Below are 21,160 nucleotides of genomic sequence, written 5' to 3' on the forward strand. Positions count from 1 at the left end.
CCTCCTTGAGTTTTTGTCTGCCGTCAGTCGCGCAGCAGGTCGTTCAGGCTGGTGGTGGAGCGCGTCTTGGCGTCCACCTGCTTGACGATGATGGCGGCGTACAGGTTGTAGCGCCCGCCGTCCTTGGGCAGGCTGCCGCTGACCACCACCGAGCCGGCCGGCACGCGGCCGTAGTGGATCTCGCCGGTGGCGCGGTTGTAGATGGGCGTGCTCTTGCCGATGTACACGCCCATGCTGATGACGGAGTTCTCCTCGACGATCACGCCCTCGACGATCTCCGAGCGCGCGCCGATGAAACAGTTGTCCTCGATGATGGTCGGGCCGGCCTGCAACGGCTCCAGCACGCCGCCCAGGCCCACGCCGCCGGACAGGTGTACATGCTTGCCCACCTGCGCGCACGAGCCCACGGTGGCCCAGGTGTCCACCATGGTGCCTTCGTCCACATAGGCGCCGATGTTCACGTAGCTGGGCATGAGGATGGCGCCGGGGGCGATGAAGCTGCCGCGCCGCGCCACCGCCGGGGGCACCACGCGCACGCCGGTAGCAGCCATTTCCTCGGCCGACAGGCCGCCGAACTTGGGCGGCACCTTGTCAAAGAAGGCCAGGTCACCCGCCTGCATGAGGGCGTTGTCGTTCAGGCGAAAGGACAGCAGCACCGCCTTCTTGATCCATTGGTGCACCGTCCACTGCCCCACGCCCTCGCGCGTGGCCACGCGCAGCGCGCCGCGGTCCAGGTCGGCGATGACCTGCGCCACCGCGTCCATCACCTGCCTGGGCGCGTTGCCCGGGGCCAAGCTGGCACGGTTGTCCCATGCGTTGTCGATCAGGGTCTGCAGAGGCTGGCTCATGGGGGACGAAAGGAGGGAAGGGAGGGGGAAAGAGGGGGTGAAGGGGCGTGTCAGCCGGGCGCGCCGGCAAAGCGGGCGATGCGGCGCGCCGCCTCCAGGCATTCGTCCACCCCCGCCACCAGGGCCATGCGCACGCGCTGCGCGCCGGGGTTGCGGCCCTGGGCTTCACGTGCCAGGTAGCTGCCGGGCAGCACCGTCACATTGTATTGAGCGAGCAGCTCGCGAGCGAAGTCGGTGTCGCTCAAACCCAGGGCCTCGGGCACGCCGGCCCACAGGTAAAAGCCCGCGTCGGGCAGGCGCACGTCCAGCACCTGCGCCAGCACCGGCGTGACCTGTTCGAACTTCTGGCGGTACAGATCGCGATTGGCCTGCACATGGGCCTCGTCGCCCCAGGCGGCGATGCTGGCAGCCTGCACGGCCGGGCTCATGGCGCCGCCGTGGTAGGTGCGGTAGAGCAAAAAGGCCTGGATCAGCCGCGCGTCGCCGGCCACGAAGCCGCTGCGCAGGCCAGGCACGTTGCTGCGCTTGGACAGGCTGGTGAAGGCCACCAGGTTGCGGAAATCCTGCCGGCCCAGGCGCGCGGCGGCCTCCAGGCCGCCCAGGGGGGGCTCACCCTGAAAGTAGATCTCGCTGTAGCACTCGTCCGAGGCGATCACGAAGCCGTGCCGGTCGCTCAGCGCAAACAGCTTTTCCCATTCCGGCAGCGGCATGACGGCGCCCGTCGGGTTGCCGGGCGAGCACACGAACAGCAGCTGCGTGCGCTGCCAGACCTCTTCGGGCACCCCAGCCCAGTCCACGGCAAAGTTGCGCGTCGGGTCGCTGGGCGCGTAGTGCGGCCGGGCGCTGGCCAGCAGCGTGGCGCCTTCATAGATTTGGTAGAACGGGTTGGGGCAGACCACCGTGGCTCCCTCGCGGGCCGGGTCGATCACGGTCTGGGTGAAGGAAAAGAGCGCCTCGCGCGAGCCGTTGACGGGCAGCACCTGCGTGGCGGCGTCCAGAGCCAGGCCGTAGCGGCGTTGCAGCCAACCGGTGAAAGCCTGGCGCAGGGCCGGATCGCCCGCGGTGGACGGATAGCTGGCCAGGCCGTCCAGCCCGTCGCACAGCGCCTGCCGGATGAAGGCCGGCGTGGCGTGGCGTGGCTCGCCGATCCCCAGGCTGATGGGTGCATGGCCCGGCGATGGGGTGATCCCCGCAAAAAGCTGCCGCAGCCGCTCGAAGGGATAGGGCTGCAGGAGGGAGAGCCGGGGATTCATGGGCCGCGATTATCTGCCATGGCCGGCGCCCCGCCGGCCCCCGGCAAGGGCGTCGGGCACGGGAAATCCTCCATCGTCCTGTCAGTGCGCTGTAAGCGTTTCAAAAGTTACCATGAGTATCATGATCTGCAAGCCGCCGGACACAGGGCGTACGCCGAGAAACGACAGGAGACCCAAGACAATGGCCAGTTCTTTCTTCTTGCGCCCCGGCGTGTGGGTGATGCGCCGCCTGGGCTTCGGAGCCAAGGTGGCGCTGCTGGGCGGCGTTGCCGCCCTGTCGCTGGTGGCGCTGGCGGTGGGGCACGGCCTGGCCCCGCTGTGGCTCTGGCCGGGCTGCCTGGCCCTTTCGCTCCTGATCGTCTATCTGGCACTGGCCCTGTCGGCCAGCGTGGCGCCCGGCCTGGCGCGGCTGGGCGAGGTCATGCAGCGGGCCGCGGCCGGTGACCTGTGCGCCCGCGCCGGCCTGGCCGGCGGCGACGAGCTGGCGCGGCTGGGTGCCCAGCTGGACCGCATGGTGCTGACGCTGTCGGCCATGGTGGCAGACGTGCGCAGCAACGCTGCGCTGGTGGCCCATGCCGGCCAGAGCCTGGCCCACGACAACGGCCAGCTGGCCGAGCGCACCGAGCAGCAAGCTGCCAACCTGGAGCAGACCGCCGCCAGCGTGGAGCAGCTGTCCTCGGCCGTGACCCATAACGCCCAGGCGGCTGGCATGGCCGACCGACAGGCGGCCGAGGTCAGCCAGACAGCCGAGGCCGGCTCGCAGGCCATGGCCCGCGCCGTGCAGTCCGTGCAGGCCATCCAGAGCGACGCCCGCCGCATGGGCGAGATCATCGGCGTGATCGACTCCATCGCCTTTCAGACCAACATCCTGGCGCTGAATGCGGCCGTTGAAGCGGCGCGCGCGGGTGATTCCGGCCGCGGCTTTGCCGTGGTGGCCGGCGAGGTGCGCACGCTGGCAGGGCGCTCGGCCGAAGCGGCGCGCGAAATCCGCCAGCTCATCCAGGCCTCGGTGGAGCACGTGGAGGCCAGCGCGGGCCTGATTCGCTCGGCCGGCGAGGACATTGCCGCCATGGCGCAGGGCATGCGCGCCGTGGCCACCGGCGTGAGCGAGATCTCGCATTCGGTGGCCGAGCAGGGCACGGGCCTGCGCGAGGTCAGCGCCGCCGTGCAGCAGCTCGACCAGATCACCCAGCGCAACGCCCACATGGTGGGCGAGAGCCTGCGCCAGGCCCAGGCGCTGGAAAGCCGTGCCGGCACCCTGTCGCAGGCGGTGCTGGCTTTCAGGCTGCAGCAGGGCACGGCCGAGGAGGCCATGGCCCTGGTGCAGCGCGCCGCGCAGCTGCACCGCGCCGGCGCCGGGCACAGGGACTTCCTGGCCATGCTGACCGACCCGGCCCAGCCCTTTCACGACCGCGACATGTACGTCTTCGCGCTGGATGCGGGCGGCACCTACCGCGCCTTTGGCGGCAACCCGGCCAAGGTGGGCACGCGGGTGCAGGACATCGCCGGGGTGGATGGCGATGCACTGCTGCGGGCCATCGTCGCCCAGGCCGAACGCGCACCCGGCTGGGTGGAGTACGGCATCACCCACCCGGCCACCGGCACGGTGCAGACCAAGATGTCCTTCGTGCAGCGGGTGGGCGACTGGTACCTGGGGTGCGGCGTTTACAAGAGCCTGGCCGCGGCCGGCTGACGGCGCACTAAGCGCTGCGCTGGGCCCGGGCGCGGGCCAGCGCGGCGGCAATGGCTGCACTGCGCCCGGCGGCGGGTGCAACTGCCTCAACCGATGCGGGCGTGTGCTGCGCTGCGGTGCGTTCGCGCCGGGCCTGGTAGCGCGAGCGGGCATGCGCCGCCTGCTGCGGCGACCAGGCGCTCCAGCCGGTGGCGCCGGCGCTGACCTTGTGCATGTGGATGCAGTCCACCGGGCAGACCGGCAGGCACAGCTCGCAGCCGGTGCAGTGCGCAGCGATGATGGTGTGCATGCGTTTGGACAGGCCCAGGATGGCGTCTGTCGGGCAGGCCTTGATGCACAGCGTGCAGCCTATGCACCAGTCCTCGTCGATCACGGCCACGCCGCGCGGCAGCTCTCGGCCGCAGGACTCGTCCAGCGGCAGCACGGGCTGGCCCGTGAGGTGGGCCAGGCGCACCACGCCCTCGGCGCCACCCGGGGGGCAGCGGTTGATGGCTGCCTCCCCGGCTGCCAGCGCATCCGCATAGGCGGCGCAGTCCGGGTAGCCGCAGCGCGTGCACTGCGTCTGCGGCAGGGCGGCGTCAATCTGCAAAGCCAGCGGACTGCGCCCCGCCTGTGCGGCCGTCATGCGACCCGCCTTCAGGCGGCGTGCGCGTCGGCGGCCGCCGGCGCGTTGTGGGCCAGGATGAAGCTGCGCACACGCGGATAGACGATTTCGCGCCAGCGCCGGCCGCTGAAGATGCCGTAGTGTCCGGCGCCCTTGACCTCCAGGTGCTCACGGTCGGCCGCGGCGATGCCAGTGCACAGGTCGTGCGCTGCCTCGGTCTGACCGCTGCCGGAGATGTCGTCCAGCTCGCCTTCGACGGTCAGCAGTGCGGTGCCGCGGATGTCCTGGGGGCGCACGCGCTCCAGCTCACCGCTCTCCGAGCGCACGTCCCATGTGCCCTTGACCAGGTCGAAGTCCTGGAACACCGTGCGGATGGTCTCCAGGTAGTAGTGGGCGTCCATGTCCAGCACGGCGTTGTACTCGTCGTAGAACTTGCGGTGCGCCTCGGCGCTGGCGTCGTCGCCCTTGACCAGGTTCTTGAAGTAGTCGTAGTGGCTGGTGGCGTGGCGGTCGGGGTTCATGGCCACAAAACCGGTGTGCTGCAAAAAGCCGGGGTACACGCGCCGTCCGGCGCCGGGCAGGCTGTCCGGCACGCGGTAGATGACGTTGTTCTCGAACCACTCGTAGCTGTGCTGCGTGGCCAGGTGGTTTACTTCGGTGGGGGCGCGGCGCGCATCGATGGGCCCGCCCATCATGGTCATGGACAGCGGGGTGGCCTCGCCCCGGCTGGCCATCAGCGAGATGGCGGCCAGCACCGGCACCGTGGGCTGGCACACGCTCATCACATGGCAGTTGCCGTAGCGGGCCTGCAGGTGGCGGATGAATTCCTGCACGTAGTTGACGTAGTCATCCAGGTGGAAGTCGCCATCCGCCAGGGGCACGGTGCGTGCGTTCTTCCAGTCGGTGATATAGACCTTGTGCCCGCCCAGCAGGGTGCGCACCGTCTCGCGCAGCAGCGTGGCGTAGTGGCCCGACAGCGGCGCCACCACCAGCACCACGGGCTGGCCTTTGAGGGTGTTCAGCGTGTCCGGATCGTCGGAAAAACGCTTGAAGCGACGCAGCTCGCAAAAGGGCTTGTCCAGCTCCACCCGCTCGTGGATGGCCACCTCCACCCCGTCCACCAGCACGGTGCGGATGCCGAATTCGGGCTTCTCGTAGTCCTTGCCCAGGCGGTACAGCAGCTCATAGCCCGCCGACATGCGGTGCGCCAGCTGGGTCTGGCCGAACGGATTGAGCGGGTTGCTGTAGAACTTGGCAGTAGCCTGCGCCAGGTCGGCGAAGGGCTCCATCAGGCTGCGTTGGGTTTCGTAGAGGGAGTACAGCATGGGGCGGAGTAAGAATTTGTTGCAGTGCAATATAACAATAACCGCCAGACCTTGCCGAGCGTGCTACTGCGTATGCCCATCCCGTGTAGGACAGGGGGACACCGGCCCCATATGGGCTGCTTTGCTATCACTACAGGAGCTGCCAGCGCATGCCAGACGGGCGCCGGAGGCGTTTTTCTTGCTCAATGCTGGCGCAGCCAGGCCTCGAAGGCCTCGCGGGCGCTGTTGCGCAGGGCGCGGTGGAACACGGCCTTGTCCGCCAGGTACAGACAGTGGCGCATCACGGTGAAGGCATTGAAACTGCCCTGCGGATGCGTGTCTTCATAGAACTGCCGGTAGCGCTTGACGGTGCCCAGTGTCTCGCCCAGCAAGGCGTTGAAGCGGGCGCGCGTGATGCCGGGCGCCCAGCCGCGGATCTCCTCGACGAACAGGTCCACGCGATCGGCGTCGAACTCATGGCCGGCAAAGAAGTGGCGGGCAATGCGCAGGAAGGTGAAAGCATCGAGCTCGCTGCGGGCGTGGGCCGCCTCGGCCTCGGCCTCGGGGCCGACCAACTCGCTGTCGGCGCGGCGCAGCTCGGCCTCGGTGGCGTCACGGATCTGGCGGAACTCCCGGTCGGCCAGCTCGAACAGGGCCGACAGCACGTTGATGCGCCGCTTCAGCTCGGGCGGGATGGACTTTTTGTACTTGATGCGGTGGTCCAGCACGCTCCAGGCGTCCTGGATGATGGTGCGCACCTGCAGCTCGAAGGGCGCACCGGCGTGGCCGTCCCCAGGGCCGGCGCCGGCGTGCAGACGCAGATCCAGGTGCAGGCCCTTGTAGCCGAAGGCCGACTCAGTCGCCTGCACGGCGCTGACCTTGTCGGTCACTTCGATGACCTCGAAATGCGCCCGCGCGATGCCCGCCACGCGCTCCAGCTCGTCCTCGTACAGGCAAACCACACGCACGCCGATGAGGTCGGTGATGTAGTGCTGTATTTCGTACGGCGTGCCGGCTTCCTCCAGCGCCGGGCGGTACTTGCGCGCGAACTTGCGCAGGCACTCGTCGCGGTCCTTGACCCGCCCCTCGACCTTGGCCACCTCGACGCCGCCGGCCTGGGCCAGCAGCGCCTGCAGCCGCGCCACATGCAGCGCACAGGCCAGATCCAGCGCCGTGCGCTCGCGCGCATACCAGGCGTGGAAGGCGGCTTGCTCGGGCGTCAATGGGAAAGTGGTGCTCATGTCTGAATTACGCAATGCACTGCGATGGTAGTTCAGCTGCGCTTGCCGCTGGCCGCACGGTGTGCGACGCTCGCGCCCCTCATGCACCTGCCTGCGCCGGACGATCCCGCCGCTTCTCTTTCTGCCAGCCGCGGATACGCGGGCCTTGCCGCCGGTGCGCTGCTGACGGCGGTGCTGCTGGCGTTCGTGTGGCTGTTCTGGAGCGCCCAGGAGCAGGCCCGCTCCGGCCGGCGCCAGCAGCTATTCGACACCGCCGTGCACCAGAGCCTGGCCGCGCTGCAAGACCGCTTTGCCGCCTTCGAGACCGTGCTGCGGGGAGTGCGGGGCTACCACGACGGCTCCCAGAGCATCAGCCCGGCCGAATTCCAGTCCTACTATGAAGGGTTGGCGCTGCCCGCCAGTCTGCCGGGCCTGGAGATGCTGGTGCTGCTGCCCTGGGCCGGTGGCGCCGCCGCGGCTGCCGCCGGCCCCGCCACCACGCTGCTGGTCCAGCCCGAGGACGGGCAGGACGGCCTGGCGCCGGGGCTGTTGCACAGCGCCGCCAGCCGCGAGGCGCTGGAGCGTTCGCGCGACAGCGGCCAGCTGGTCCTGAGCGGCCCGCTGCCAGTGCCAGGCCAGCCGGCCCGGGTGATGATGGCGCTGGCGCTGTATGCGCCCGCACAGGTGGCGGCCACGCCGGTGCAGCGGCGCGAGCACCTGCAAGGCTGGGCCCTGGCGCGGCTGGACCTGGCGCGGGTGGTGTCCGACCTGCAACCCGGGGTGCCGCAGGACATGGCCCTGGCCATCCACGACGGGCCGGCCGTGGCTGGCGGTGCGCCGCTGTATGCCTCGCAGCCGGGCTATTCGCCTGCCCGCGTGAACGCCGACCTGGAGGCCGTGGTGGCGCTGGACCTGGGGGGGCGGCGCTGGACGCTGGTGCTGTACCCGCTGCCCGCCTTCGAGCAGCGCTTCGAAGGCGCCGGCCACCACGCCATCGCGCTGCTGGGCCTGGCCTTCAGCCTGCTGGCGGGCTGGTTTTTGGCCGTGCAGATCGACGGGCGCCGCCGCGCCATGGCGCTGGCACACACCATGACGCGCGAGCTGCGCCAGGCCCGCGATGCGCTGGAGGACACGCTCAATGCCGTGCCCGACCTGTTGATGGAACTGGACCAGGACGGGCGCTTTTTGCACCTGCGCTCGGCCCGCTCGGACCTGGCCTTCATGCCGCCCCAGGCGCAGATCGGCCACACCCTGGCCGAGGTGCTGCCGGCGCGCGCCGCGACCCAGTTCATGGCCGCGCTGGAGGACGCCCGCACGGCCGGCTACTCCGAGGGCCGCCAGTACTGCCTGACCATGCAGGGGCGAGAGCGCTGGTTCGAGCTCTCGGTGGCACGCAAGGGTGCGGCCTCTGCGTCCACGCATTTCATTGCACTGGCACGCGACGTGAGCCGCCGCCACGACGCCGAGGCCGCCATGCACCGCCTGGCGCATTACGACACGCTCACCGGCCTGCCCAACCGCCGACTTTTGCTGGAACACATGCAGGGCGCCCTGCAGGCCTGCCGCGCCAGGGGCACCTACGGCGTGCTGCTGTATGTGGACCTGGACCATTTCAAGCAGATCAACGACGCCCGCGGCCATGGCGTGGGCGACAGCCTGCTGCTGCAGACCGGCCAGCGCCTGCTGGCCCTGGCCGGCGGCCAGGACACGGTGGCGCGCCTGGGCGGCGACGAATTCGTCTGGCTGGCGCCCAGCCTAGCCGGCGGGCCCGATCAGGCGCGCGCGCAGGCCCAGGCGCTGGCGCGGCGCCTGATCCAGGCTCTGGGCCAGCCCTATGAGGCCGAGGGTCTGCGCTACAGCGTCAACGCCAGCGTGGGCGCGGCCCTGTTCCCCACCAGCGGCCAGTCCGTCGTGGACCTGCTGCGCGAGGCCGACACCGCCATGTACCGCGCCAAGGAGCAAGGCCGCGCCCAGGTGTGCTTTTTCGAGCCCGGCATGCACGACCAGGCCCAGGAGCGCCTGTCCCTGGCGCAGGACCTGCAAAGCGCCGTGGCTGGCAGCGCGCTGCAGATCTACGCCCAGCCGCAGGTGGACGGGACCGGGCAGCTGGTCGGCGCGGAGCTGCTGCTGCGCTGGCATGACGAGCGCCGCGGCGCCGTGCCGCCCGAGCGCTTCATCGCCGCGGCCGAGGAAAGCGGGCTGATCTCGCGCATGGGCTCGCAGGTGCTGCACCAGGCCTGCGCCACGCTGGCGCTGCTGGCGCGGCGCGGGCGGCAGCTGGGGGTGTCGGTCAACGTGAGCCCGCGGCAGTTTCGCCAGGCCGACTTTGTGCAGCAGGTGCGTGCTGCCCTGCAAGGCAGCGGCGCACCGGCGCAGCAGCTGACGCTGGAGGTCACCGAGGGCCTGCTGCTGGAGAACTGGCAGGCCACGGCCGAGCGCATGCACGAGCTGGTGGCCCTGGGCGTGCGGCTGTCCATCGACGACTTCGGCACCGGCTACTCCAGCCTGGCCTACCTGAAGAAGCTGCCGCTGTACGAGCTGAAGATCGACCGCAGCTTTGTGCAGGACGTGCCGCAGGACGACAACGACGCGGCCATCGTGCGCGCCATCGTCGCCGTGGCCCACCACCTGCGCCTGCACGTGGTGGCCGAAGGGGTGGAGACGCAGGCGCAGGCCGACTTTCTGCGCCAGCACGGCTGCGACGCGCTGCAGGGCTACCTGTATGCCCGGCCCCTGCCGCTGGCGCAGTGGCTGCAGAGCCTGGAGAGCGGCCCGGGCTGAAAGCGGCTCAGCCGGCCAAGGCCGTGCCAGGCCTGGTGCGCGCCAGCTGCATGACCTCGCGCGCCGGCAGGCCCTTCAGGCGGTGGTCGCTCCACACCTGGCGCCAGCGGCGCGCGCCGGGCAGGCCGGCGCGCAGGCCCAGCATGTGGCGGGCTACCGAATACCAGTGCGTGCCGTGCTGCGCGGCCTCGCGCTCCATGTAGGCGACCATGTCTTGCTCGACCTGCTCGCGCGTGAGGTCGCTGGCGGCCTGGCCGAAGAACTGCTCGTCCCAGCGCGCCAGCCACCAGGGGTTGTGGTAGGCCTCGCGCCCGACCATCACGCCGTCCACCAGCGCCAGCTGCTCGTGCACCGCCTCGTCGCTGGCCAAGCCGCCGTTGACGGCGATGGTCAGGTGGGGGAAGTCGCGCTTGAGCTGGGCCACGACGCCGTAGCGCAGCGGCGGGATCTCGCGGTTTTCCTTCGGGCTCAGGCCCTTGAGCCAGGCATTGCGGGCGTGGGCGATGAACACGCCGCAGCCGGCCTCGGCCACCGTGCCCACGAAGTCGCGCACGAAGCCGTAGTCCTCCACCCGGTCGATGCCGATGCGGTGCTTGACGGTGACGGGGATCTGCACCGCGTCGCGCATGGCCTTGACGCAGTCGGCCACCAGCTGCGGCTCGTTCATCAGGCAGGCGCCAAAGGCGCCACGCTGCACGCGCTCGCTGGGGCAGCCGCAGTTCAGGTTGACCTCGTCATAGCCCCAGTCCTGCGCCAGGCGCGCGCACCGCGCGAGATCCTGCGGCTCGCTGCCGCCCAGCTGCAGGGCCACCGGGTGCTCGGCCGCGTCAAAGCGCAGGTGGCGCGCCACGTCGCCGTGGATCAGCGCGCCGGTGGTCACCATCTCGGTGTAGAGCAGCGCGTGGCGGCTCAGCAGCCGGTGCAGGTAGCGGCAGTGGCGGTCCGTCCAGTCCATCATGGGCGCGACGGACATGCGCCAGACGCTGGGCGGCGGAGGGAAAGAGGCGGCGGGCACGGCGGGGTGGAAAATATCAGTGTTTTTGGCCTATAGCCCTTGCTGGACAAGCGCTGGCAGCTATTAAATTGTGAGTAAAAGCGCTCAGCGCTTGGCGTAAAGCGCCTCGATGGCGGCGGCGTAATGCGCCACCAGGTTGTTGCGCTTGAGCTTGAGCGTGGGGGTCATGAAGCCGTTTTCAATCGTCCACGGCTCGCGCACCAGGTGCACGGCGCGCGGCACGGCATAGCGCGCAAAGCCGGCGGCGCTGCGCTCGATGCGCGCCAGCGCGGCGCGCAGCACCTGCGGGTCGGCCAGGCTCTGGGGCGCGTCGGCGTCCAGGCCCAGCTGGCACGCCAGCTGGCGCCATTCGTCCCCGCCCACCACGGCCAGGGCGGCGATGAAGGGGCGGTTCTCGCCCACCACCAGGGCCTGGCCGAACAGCGGGTCGCCGGTAATGGCCAGCTCCAGGTCAGCCGGCGGCACCTTCTCGCCGGTGGAGGTGACGATGATCTCCTTGATGCGCCCCAGGATGCGGATGCGGCCATCGACGATCTCGGCCTGGTCGCCGGTGGACAGCCAGCCCTCGGCGTCCAGGACGCGCGCCGTGTCTTCGGGCCGCCTCCAGTAGCCCTTCATGACGATGGGCCCGCGCACCTGCAGCTCGCGGTTGGCGCCGATGCGCACCTGCACGCCCGGCAGGGCGCGGCCGACGGTGGAAGGGTCGTTGTCGTCCAGCGTGTTGCAGCTGACCACGGGCGTGGTCTCGGTCATGCCGTAGCCCTGCACCAGCGGCAGGCCCAGGCCCAGGAAGCACCGGGCGATGGTGGGGGACAGCGGCGCGCCGCCGCTCACCGCCACGCGCACCCGGCCGCCGAACTGCGCCAGCAGCGGCTGCGCCACCAGCGCGCGCAGCACCGGCCAGGGCAGGGCGCGCGCCCAGCAGCCTTCGCCCTCGTCGCCGGTGGGCGCGGGCAGGCCCTGGGCGGCGCAAAAGCGGCGCCAGCCCTTGGCCTGCGCGGCTTCGAACAGGCGCATCTTCCAGGGCGAGGCCGACAGCGTCTCCAGCACCTTGGCGTGCACGCGCTCGTAGATGCGCGGCACCGACACCAGCACCGTCGGGCGCACCTGCTTCATGTCGTCGGCCAGCAGGGCGACCGAACGGGCATAGGCCACGCAGCTGCCCGCGGCAATCGCCAGGTAGTAGCCCCCGGTGCGCTCGAAGGTGTGCGACAGCGGCAGAAAGGACAGGAACACGTCCTGCGGCGTGGGCACGATGCGCGCCAGCACGGCGTTCACGTCGGCCACCACGTTGGCGTGGGTCAGCATCACGCCCTTGGGTTTGCCCGTGGTGCCGCTGGTATAGACGATGGCGGCCAGGTCCTCGGGTGCCGGTGCCGGCGGCAGGGGCGTGCCCGGTGCGGCGTGGGCCAGCCAGTCGGCCAGGGCGGCGGTGGGCGCGCCATCCGTGGCCGCCGGCAGCCCGCCGGCAGGCGGTTGGGTGACGATCACGCCCTGCAGGTGCGCCAGCGCCTGGCCGGTGGCGCGCACGCTCTCCCACTGCGCATGCTCGGCCACCACCAACATGGAGACCTCGGCGTCGGCCAGGATGTAGGCGATGCTGCCCGGGTTGTCGATGGCGTGCAGCGGCACGGGCACGCAGCCGGTGGCCAGCAGCGCCTGGTCGAGGCTCATGGCGTCCAGCCCGTTGGGCAGCAGGATGGCCACGCGGGCCCCCGCGGGCAGGCCGCTGGCGGCAATCGCCCGGGCCCACTGCTGCACACGCTCGCCGGCCTGCGCCCAGCTGAGCGACTGCCAGCGGCCGGCGGCCTCGTCCCACTGGCGATAGGCCTCGCCCTCGGGGGTCGCGCGCACGCGCAGGGCAAGCAGTTCGGGCAGCGTCCGGGCGGCGCTCAGGTCGGGGGCAAAAGCAGTCATGTGGCGCAAGAAAAGGCCGCGGGACGGGCGTCCGGCGGCATCGGGGAAAACCCGAAATGATAGCGGCGTGCGCCAGAGCGCCGTTTTTCAGCCCGCGGCTTCCAGCCCGTTGGCGAAATGCCGTTCCATGGCTTGCACCGTGCCCGGCACGTCGCGCGCGTGCAGGGCGGCCATGATGGTCGCGTGCTCGGCCAACGAATCCTCGATGCGCCCCTGGCGCAGCAGCGAGTTGTGGCGATTGAGCTTCATGACCTTGCGCAGGTCGGTCACCACCTGGCTGCGCCAGCGGTTGTCGGCCATCTCCAGCAGGCGCATGTGGATGCGCTCGTTGATGGCGAAAAAACGCTCGCGGTCGGCCGTGGCGGCCGCCAGTTCGGCGTGCAGCTCCTGCAGCTCGCGCAGCTGCGCCGCCGTGGCGTGCGCCGCCAAGGTGGCGGCGGCATCACGCTCCAGCAGGCTGAGCAGGTGATAGACGTCGCGCAGGTCCTTCTCGCTCATCTCGGTGACGTAGGCGCCGCGGCGCACCTTCATGGTCACCAGGCCTTCGGCGGCCAGCACCTTGAGCGCCTCGCGCAGGGGGGTGCGGCTGATGCCGAACTCCTCGGCGATCTTCAGCTCATCGATCCAGCCGCCGGGCTCCAGCTCGCGCCGGAAGATGCGCTGGCGCAATTGCTCCGCCACCTGCTCATACAGGGCGCGGGGGGTGAGCGAGACGGCTGGCATGCCCGCGAATGTAGCGCATTAAAACTAAGAATTAATAATTACGGTTCGGGTAAACTTCTGTCCATCTGCGAAGGGCGGCACCGCCTTGCACGCCCGATTGCCACATTTGCGAAAGCACCACGCACCATGAGCCAGCCTCCCGCACCCTCGTTCGCGCCCGCCAGCCTGCAGGACTGGGCCCGCGCCGCCGCCAAGTCCGCCCCCGGCGGCGACGTGCAGGCCCTAAACTGGATCACCCCGGACGGCATCACCGTCAAGCCGCTGTACACCGCCGAAGACACGGCCGGCCTGCCACACGCCAACACGCTGCCCGGCTTCGAGCCCTACCTGCGCGGCCCGCAGGCGACCATGTACGCCGTGCGGCCCTGGACCATCCGCCAGTACGCGGGCTTTTCCACCGCCGAAGAATCCAACGCCTTCTATCGCAAGGCCCTGGCCGCGGGCGGGCAGGGCGTGTCGGTGGCGTTCGACCTGGCGACGCACCGCGGCTATGACAGCGACCACCCGCGCGTGACGGGCGACGTGGGCAAGGCCGGCGTGGCGATCGACAGCGTGGAGGACATGAAAATCCTGTTTGATGGCATTCCGCTGGACAAGGTGAGCGTCAGCATGACCATGAACGGCGCCGTGCTGCCGGTGCTGGCCGGCTACGTGGTGGCGGCGGAAGAGCAGGGCGTCAGCCAGGACCAGCTGAGCGGCACCATCCAGAACGACATCTTGAAGGAGTTCATGGTCCGCAACACGTATATCTACCCGCCGAAGCCGTCGATGCGCATCATCGGCGACATCATCGAGTACACGAGCCGGAACATGCCCAAGTTCAACTCGATCTCGATCTCGGGCTACCACATGCAGGAGGCGGGGGCGAACCAGGCGCTGGAGCTGGCCTTCACGCTGGCCGACGGCAAGGAGTACGTGAAGACGGCCATTGCCAAGGGCATGGACGTGGACGACTTCGCCGGCCGGCTGTCGTTTTTCTGGGCCATCGGCATGAACTTCTACCTGGAGATTGCCAAGATGCGCGCCGCGCGCCTGCTGTGGTGCCGGATCATGAAGGGCTTCGATGCCAAGAAGCCCAAGAGCCTGATGCTGCGCACGCACTGCCAGACCAGCGGCTGGAGCCTGACCGAGCAGGACCCGTACAACAACGTGGTGCGCACCACCATCGAGGCCATGGCGGCCGTCTTTGGCGGCACGCAGAGCCTGCATACCAACGCGCTGGACGAGGCCATTGCCCTGCCCACCGAGTTTTCGGCCCGCATTGCGCGCAATACGCAGCTCATCATTCAGGAAGAGACCCACATCACCAACGTGATCGACCCCTGGGCCGGCTCCTACATGATGGAAAAGCTGACCCAGGACATGGCCGACGCTGCCTGGAAGATCATCGAGGAGGTCGAAGCCCTGGGCGGCATGACGGCCGCCGTCGATTCGGGCTGGGCCAAGCTGAAGATCGAGGCTGCCGCGGCCGAGAAGCAGGCGCGCATCGACTCGGGCAAGGAGGTCATCGTCGGCGTGAACAAGTACAAGCTGGATAGGCAAGACCCGGTGGACATCCTGGAGGTGGACAACGTCAAGGTGCGCGACAGCCAGATCGCGCGCCTGACAGCCTTGAAGCAAAAACGCGACCCAGCCCAGGTGCAGCATGCGCTGGCCGCTCTCAGTTTTGCAGCAGAAAGCGGCGAGGGCAACCTGCTGGGCCTGGCCATCGACGCGGTGCGCGCGCGCGCCACGGTGGGCGAGGTGTCTGACGCACTGGAGAAATCCTTTGGCCGCCACCGCGCGGATACGCAGATGGTCACGGGCGTCTATGCCACTGCCTATGAAGGCGCCGAGGGCTGGGAAAAGCTCAAGGCCGAGATCGACGAGTTCGCCGCCAGCCAAGGCCGGCGCCCGCGCGTGATGATCGCCAAGCTGGGCCAGGACGGGCATGACCGGGGCGCCAAGGTCGTCTCCACGGCCTTTGCCGACTTAGGCTATGACGTGGACATCGGCCCGCTGTTCCAGACCCCCGAGGAATGCGCGCGCCAGGCGATCGAGAACGACGTGCACGCCATCGGCGTCTCGACCCTCGCCGCCGGTCACAAGACCCTGGTGCCGGCCATCATCGCCGCGCTCAGGGAGCAGGGCGCGGACGACATCATCGTCTTCGTCGGCGGGGTGATTCCGGCGCAGGACTACGACTTCCTGTGGCAGGCGGGCGTCAAGGGCATCTATGGCCCGGGCACGCCGATTCCGGCCAGCGCCAAGGATGTGCTGGAGCAGATCAAGGCCAGTCTGACGGCCTGAAGGCCGGCCACCCATCGACGGAATGCCTCATCCCCTGCTTGACCCCCTGCTGCGCGGCAGCGCGCCGGTGCGCCGCCGCGCCATGGCCAAGGCCATCACGCTGCTCGAATCCACCCGCGCCGACCACCGGGCGCAGGGCGACGAACTGCTCACGGCCCTGCTGCCGCACACCGGACGCGCGCTGCGCCTGGGGATCAGCGGCGTGCCGGGCGTGGGCAAGTCCACCTTCATCGAGGCGCTGGGCCTTCATCTCATCCGCGCGCACGGCCTGAAAGTCGCCGTGCTGGCCATCGACCCGTCCTCCACCGTCTCGGGCGGCTCCATCCTGGGCGACAAGACGCGCATGGAGCAGCTGTCCGTGCACGAGCACGCCTACATCCGCCCCAGCCCCTCCGGCGGCACCCTGGGCGGCGTGGCCGAGAAGACGCGCGAGGCCATGCTGGTGTGCGAGGCGGCGGGCTACGACGTGGTCATCGTCGAGACCGTCGGCGTCGGCCAGAGCGAGACCGCGGTACACGGCATGACGGACATGTTCTGCGTGCTGCAGCTGCCCAATGCCGGCGACGACCTGCAGGCCATCAAGAAGGGCGTGATGGAGCTGGCCGACCTGGTCGTCATCAACAAGGCCGACATCGACCCGCACGCCGCCATGCGCGCGCAGGCGCAGATCACCTCCAGCCTGCGGCTGCTGATGCTGCACGGCAACCCCGACCACGACTGGAAAGCGGGAATAGTCTGGCGGCCCAAGGTCATCACCATCAGCGCGCTGCAAAGCCAGGGCGTGGACGAGTTCTGGGCCGCCGTCAGCGAATTCCGCGCGCAGCAGACGGCCAATGGCCGCCTGGCCCTGCGGCGCGAGCGCCAGGCCCTGGCCTGGATGTGGGAGCGCATCGACGCGGGCCTGAAAACGGCCTTTCGCCAGCACCCGCAGGTCCAGGCGCTGCTGCCGCAGCTGCAGCATGACGTGGCGGCAGGGCGCATCGCGGCCGGCACTGCAGCACGAAATCTGCTCGCAGCGCAGGCGGGACAAGCGCCAGCAGCTATCAATTAAGTAGCGAACGACACATCAACGGTTCACCACAAGGACGAGCTTCACCATGCAAACCATCCTCGATCAACTGGAGAAGAAGCGCGAGCAGGCGCGCCTGGGCGGCGGGCAAAAGCGCATCGACGCGCAGCACAAGAAGGGCAAGCTCACCGCGCGCGAGCGCATCGAGCTGCTGCTGGACGACGGCACGTTCGAGGAATGGGACATGTTCGTCGAGCACCGCTGCACCGACTTTGGCATGGCAGACAACAAAATCCCGGGCGACGGCGTGGTGACGGGCTACGGCATGATCAACGGCCGCCTGGTGTTCGTCTTCAGCCAGGACTTCACCGTGTTCGGCGGCGCCCTCTCCGAAACCCACGCCGAGAAGATCTGCAAGGTGATGGACCAGGCCATGAAGGTGGGCGCCCCGGTCATCGGCCTGAACGATTCGGGCGGCGCGCGCATCCAGGAAGGCGTGGCCAGTCTGGGCGGCTACGCCGACGTGTTCCAGCGCAACGTGCTGGCCAGCGGCGTGGTGCCGCAGATCAGCATGATCATGGGCCCCTGCGCCGGCGGCGCCGTGTACTCGCCCGCCATGACCGACTTCATCTTCATGGTCAAGGACAGCTCGTACATGTTCGTGACCGGCCCCGAGGTGGTGAAGACCGTCACGCACGAGGAGGTGACGGCCGAGGAGCTGGGCGGCGCCATCACCCACACCACCAAGAGCGGCGTGGCCGACATGGCCTTCGACAACGACGTGGAGGCGCTGATGATGCTGCGCCGCCTGTACAACTACCTGCCCCTGAACAACCGGGAAAAGGCGCCCGTGCGCCCCAGCAACGACCCGGCCGACCGCGCCGACAGGAGCCTGGATACCCTGGTGCCGGCCAACCCCAACCAGCCCTACGACATGAAGGAGCTGATCGCCAAGACGGTGGATGACGGCGACTTCTTCGAACTGCAGCCCGACTACGCCAGGAACATCATCATCGGCTTTGCCCGCATGGAGGGGCAGACGGTGGGCATCGTGGCCAACCAGCCGCTGGTGCTGGCCGGCTGCCTGGACATCAAGAGCAGCATCAAGGCCGCGCGCTTCGTGCGCTTTTGCGATGCGTTCAACATCCCCGTCGTCACCTTCGTGGACGTGCCCGGCTTCATGCCCGGCACGTCGCAGGAGTACGGCGGCATCATCAAGCACGGCGCCAAGCTGCTGTTTGCCTATGCCGAGTGCACGGTGCCCAAGATCACGGTCATCACCCGCAAGGCCTACGGCGGCGCGTACGACGTGATGAGCTCCAAGCATTTGCGCGGCGATGTGAACCTGGCCTGGCCCCACGCCGAGATCGCCGTGATGGGCGCCAAGGGCGCGGTGGAGATCATCTTCCGCGAGGACAAGAACGACCCGGTGAAGCTGGCCGCCCGCGAGGCCGAGTACAAGGAGCGCTTCGCCAACCCGTTCGTGGCCGGCGCGCGCGGCTTCATCGACGACGTGATCCTGCCGCACGAGACGAGGAAGCGCATCTGCCGCAGCCTGGTCATGCTGCGCGAGAAGAAGCTGGAGAACCCGTGGCGCAAGCACGGGAACATTCCTCTTTGAGAACAACAACAAGAAAACAGGAGTTCACCCCCATGTTCACCAAAATCCTGATTGCCAACCGCGGCGAGATCGCTTGCAGGGTCATCGCCACGGCCAAGAAGATGGGCATTGCCACCGTCGCCGTCTATTCCGACGCCGACCGCAGCGCGCGCCACGTGCAGCTGGCCGACGAGGCCGTGCACATCGGCGCCGCGCCCAGCCGCGAGTCGTACCTGCAGGCCGACCGCATCATCGCGGCCGCCAAGCAGACGGGCGCGCAGGCCATCCACCCGGGCTACGGCTTCCTGTCGGAAAACGAAGCCTTCGCCAAGAAGGTCGAAGATGAGGGCCTGGTCTTCATCGGCCCCAAGGCGCATTCGATTGCCGCCATGGGCGACAAGATCGCCTCCAAGAAGCTGGCGCAGGAAGCCGGCGTGAGCTGCATCCCAGGCTACAACGAGCCCATTGCCTCGCCCGACCAGGCCGTGGAGATCGCCAAGGGCATTGGCTATCCCGTCATGATCAAGGCCAGCGCCGGCGGCGGCGGCAAGGGCCTGCGCGTGGCCTTCAACGACAAGGAAGCGCACGAGGGCTTTGCCAGCTGCCAGAACGAGGCCAGGAGCAGCTTTGGCGACGACCGCGTGTTCATCGAAAAATTCGTGCAGGAGCCGCGCCACATCGAGATCCAGGTGCTGGGCGACGCCCACGGCAACGTGATCTACCTGAACGAGCGCGAGTGCTCCATCCAGCGTCGCCACCAGAAGGTGATCGAAGAAGCGCCGTCGCCCTTCATCTCTGACGCCACCCGCAAGGCCATGGGCGAGCAGGCCGTGCAGCTGGCCAAGGCGGTCCAATACCAGAGCGCCGGCACGGTGGAGTTCGTGGTCGGCAAGGACCAGGATTTCTACTTTCTGGAAATGAACACCCGCTTGCAGGTGGAGCACCCGGTGACCGAGTGCATCACCGGCCTGGATCTGGTGGAGCTGATGATCCGCGTGGCCGCGGGCCAGAAGCTGCCGCTGGCGCAGCAAGACGTGAAACGCGAGGGTTGGGCGATCGAGTGCCGCATCAACGCCGAGGATCCGTTCCGCAACTTCCTGCCCTCCACCGGCCGTCTGGTGCGCTTTGCGCCGCCCGAGCAGACCATGTTCCAGGCTGAAGCCGACAGGCGCTTCGGCGTGCGCGTGGACACGGGCGTGTACGAGGGCGGCGAAATCCCCATGTACTACGACTCGATGATCGCCAAGCTCATCGTGCATGGGCAGGACCGTAATGACGCCATCCAGAAGATGCGCGCGGCGCTCAACGGCTTCGTGATCCGCGGCATCAGCAGCAACATCCCCTTCCAGGCGGCGCTGCTGGCGCACCCGAAGTTCGTCAGCGGCGAGTTCAACACCGGCTTCATCGCCGAGCACTACGCCCATGGCTTCTCGGCCGAGGACGTGCCGCACGACGACCCGGATTTTCTGGTCGCGCTGGCGGCCTTCATGCACCGGCGCTACCGCGCGCGCGCCTCGGGCATCAGCGGCCAGCTGGCCGGCCACGGCGTGAAGGTGGGCGAGCAGTTCGTCGTCGTCACCCTGGGCCACGAGGGCCAGAACGTGCAGCACCCGGTGAGCGTGACCGATTTCGATACGCAGTCCGGCGCCAGCGTGGTGCACGTGGGCGGCAAGGACTACCGCATCAGCAGCACCGCCACGCTGGGTCAGGTCCGCGTGCAGGGCGCGTGCAACGGGCAGGGCTTCACGGCGCAGGTCGAGCGCGGCGCCGGCAAGAACCCGTTGGCGCTGCGCATCGCGCACAACGGCACGCAGGTCGAGGCGCTGGTGCTCTCGCCGCTGGGTGCGCAGCTGCATCAGCTGATGCCGTACAAGGCACCGCCGGACATGTCCAAGTTCCTGCTCTCACCCATGCCCGGGCTACTGGTGCAGGTCGCGGTGGAGCCGGGCCAGAAGGTGCAGGCGGGCGAGCGCCTGGCCGTGATCGAAGCCATGAAGATGGAGAACGTGCTGTTCGCCGCGCAGGATGGCGTGGTCGGCAAGATCGTCGCCGGCAAGGGCGAGTCGCTCAGCGTGGACCAGGTCATCCTGGAATTTGAATGAAATCGGCCTCTAGCGCTCGCCAGTCAAGCGCCGGCAGCTATCAAATCAGGAGTTTTGCATGAGTGGTGAAACGCGGCCGTTCAAGGTTCTGGGCATCCAGCAGGTCGCCATTGGCGGCACCGACAAGGAGCGCATGAAAGCCTTGTGGGTGGACATGCTCGGCCTGACGCCTACGGGCACCTTCGTCAGCGAGCGCGAGAACGTGGACGAGGACATCCTGTCCATGGGGCAGGGCGCCCACAAGGTCGAAGTGGATCTGATGCAGCCGCTGGACATCGACAAGAAGCCGGCGGTGCACGCCACGCCGCTGAACCATATTGGCCTGTGGATCGACGATCTGCCGCGGGCCGTGGAATGGCTTACCGCCCGGGGCGTGCGTTTTGCACCGGGCGGCATCCGCAAGGGCGCGGCGGGGTACGACATCACCTTTTTGCATCCCAAGAGCAACGAGGAGTTTCCGATTGCAGGGGAGGGCGTGCTGATCGAGCTGGTACAGGCGCCGCCGGAGGTCGTCGAGGCGCTGGGTTGAGAAGCGCCCTGCCGCACAGCACATAGCCCAGGTCTTTGACCTGGGCTTTTTTATTCCCGGTTGGTTTTCAACAACCAGCTTTGCCGGCTAAGCCCCCTGCCTTTTGGCAGCAGATGAGCGCTGATGGCTGCTTTACCGAGTTCAGACTGGGTTGGTCTCTCGAATGGGCGGCAAAAGCTGCCATCAATCGTTCTTTATCGCTCAAAATCCTTGAATTGAGGATAAGAAACTGGGCCGTAGGCAGCTTTTAGCGTCATGGATTCCATGCCGCCT

The 21,160-nt window shown here is 68.6% G+C and carries 15 protein-coding genes; 7 read left to right on the forward strand and 8 right to left on the reverse strand.

The window, feature by feature from the left end; genetic code table 11:
• Positions 1-23 precede the first annotated feature (23 nt).
• Together dapD and dapC are read right to left on the reverse strand one after the other, a co-directional pair.
• Positions 24-848, reverse strand: a complete 825-nt coding sequence (gene dapD / locus C7H73_RS09420) for a 2,3,4,5-tetrahydropyridine-2,6-dicarboxylate N-succinyltransferase (protein WP_106846403.1) — start codon at positions 846-848, stop codon at positions 24-26.
• Between the two features lie 50 nt (positions 849-898).
• Positions 899-2,101: a succinyldiaminopimelate transaminase gene (gene dapC, locus C7H73_RS09425; protein ID WP_106846404.1), complete on the reverse strand. Its 1,203-nt coding sequence runs from the start codon at positions 2,099-2,101 to the stop codon at positions 899-901.
• Positions 2,102-2,282: 181 nt separating this feature from the next.
• On the opposite strand from dapC, the gene C7H73_RS09430 reads away from it, so the two are divergent.
• Complete coding sequence (locus C7H73_RS09430; protein WP_106846405.1) at positions 2,283-3,794, forward strand: methyl-accepting chemotaxis protein; 1,512 nt, start codon at positions 2,283-2,285, stop codon at positions 3,792-3,794.
• Positions 3,795-3,801: 7 nt separating this feature from the next.
• Here C7H73_RS09430 and C7H73_RS09435 read toward each other — a convergent pair whose 3' ends face one another.
• From C7H73_RS09435 to C7H73_RS09445, 3 genes are all read right to left on the reverse strand, one after another.
• Positions 3,802-4,419 (reverse strand): RnfABCDGE type electron transport complex subunit B, encoded by a 618-nt coding sequence (locus C7H73_RS09435; RefSeq protein WP_106846406.1) that lies wholly within the window; start codon positions 4,417-4,419, stop codon positions 3,802-3,804.
• 11 nt (positions 4,420-4,430) lie between these two features.
• On the reverse strand, positions 4,431-5,723 hold the full coding sequence (locus C7H73_RS09440) for a polyhydroxyalkanoate depolymerase (protein WP_106846407.1): 1,293 nt from the start codon (positions 5,721-5,723) through the stop codon (positions 4,431-4,433).
• Between the two features lie 182 nt (positions 5,724-5,905).
• Positions 5,906-6,943, reverse strand: coding sequence for a GTP pyrophosphokinase (locus C7H73_RS09445; protein ID WP_106846408.1), 1,038 nt, complete (start codon positions 6,941-6,943; stop codon positions 5,906-5,908).
• A gap of 81 nt (positions 6,944-7,024) precedes the next feature.
• Here C7H73_RS09445 and C7H73_RS09450 point away from each other — a divergent pair, with 81 nt between their 5' ends.
• Entirely contained in the window at positions 7,025-9,703 is a 2,679-nt protein-coding gene (locus tag C7H73_RS09450) for a bifunctional diguanylate cyclase/phosphodiesterase (RefSeq protein ID WP_106846409.1), read from the forward strand.
• 7 nt (positions 9,704-9,710) lie between these two features.
• Here the strand turns inward: C7H73_RS09450 and dusA are convergent, their stop codons facing one another.
• The 3 genes from dusA to C7H73_RS09465 all read right to left on the reverse strand — a co-directional run bounded on the left by dusA (position 9,711) and on the right by C7H73_RS09465 (position 13,358).
• Positions 9,711-10,676, reverse strand: coding sequence for a tRNA dihydrouridine(20/20a) synthase DusA (gene dusA, locus C7H73_RS09455; protein ID WP_106846410.1), 966 nt, complete (start codon positions 10,674-10,676; stop codon positions 9,711-9,713).
• A 126-nt stretch (positions 10,677-10,802) separates the two neighbouring features.
• Positions 10,803-12,635, reverse strand: a complete 1,833-nt coding sequence (locus C7H73_RS09460; protein ID WP_106846411.1) for an AMP-dependent synthetase/ligase — start codon at positions 12,633-12,635, stop codon at positions 10,803-10,805.
• 87 nt (positions 12,636-12,722) lie between these two features.
• Entirely contained in the window at positions 12,723-13,358 is a 636-nt protein-coding gene (locus tag C7H73_RS09465; protein ID WP_106846412.1) for a GntR family transcriptional regulator, read from the reverse strand.
• Positions 13,359-13,484: 126 nt separating this feature from the next.
• Here C7H73_RS09465 and scpA point away from each other — a divergent pair, with 126 nt between their 5' ends.
• Genes scpA through C7H73_RS09490 form a run of 5 tightly spaced genes read left to right on the forward strand, consistent with a single transcriptional unit; the run spans position 13,485 to position 20,887 of the window.
• A complete protein-coding gene (scpA, locus tag C7H73_RS09470) occupies positions 13,485-15,647 on the forward strand; it encodes a methylmalonyl-CoA mutase (protein WP_106846413.1) in 2,163 nt (720 codons plus the stop codon).
• A 22-nt stretch (positions 15,648-15,669) separates the two neighbouring features.
• Positions 15,670-16,698, forward strand: coding sequence for a methylmalonyl Co-A mutase-associated GTPase MeaB (meaB, locus tag C7H73_RS09475; protein ID WP_106846414.1), 1,029 nt, complete (start codon positions 15,670-15,672; stop codon positions 16,696-16,698).
• Between the two features lie 46 nt (positions 16,699-16,744).
• Complete coding sequence (locus C7H73_RS09480) at positions 16,745-18,277, forward strand: acyl-CoA carboxylase subunit beta (protein ID WP_106846415.1); 1,533 nt, start codon at positions 16,745-16,747, stop codon at positions 18,275-18,277.
• Positions 18,278-18,309: 32 nt separating this feature from the next.
• The gene (gene accC, locus C7H73_RS09485) at positions 18,310-20,358 is read left to right on the forward strand and encodes an acetyl-CoA carboxylase biotin carboxylase subunit (protein ID WP_106846416.1); all 2,049 of its coding nucleotides are present in this window, start codon (positions 18,310-18,312) and stop codon (positions 20,356-20,358) included.
• 58 nt (positions 20,359-20,416) lie between these two features.
• The gene (locus tag C7H73_RS09490; RefSeq protein WP_106846417.1) at positions 20,417-20,887 is read left to right on the forward strand and encodes a VOC family protein; all 471 of its coding nucleotides are present in this window, start codon (positions 20,417-20,419) and stop codon (positions 20,885-20,887) included.
• Positions 20,888-21,160: the final 273 nt, after the last annotated feature.

It is taken from the genome of Pulveribacter suum (assembly GCF_003013695.1).
Lineage (GTDB): Bacteria > Pseudomonadota > Gammaproteobacteria > Burkholderiales > Burkholderiaceae_C > Melaminivora > Melaminivora suum.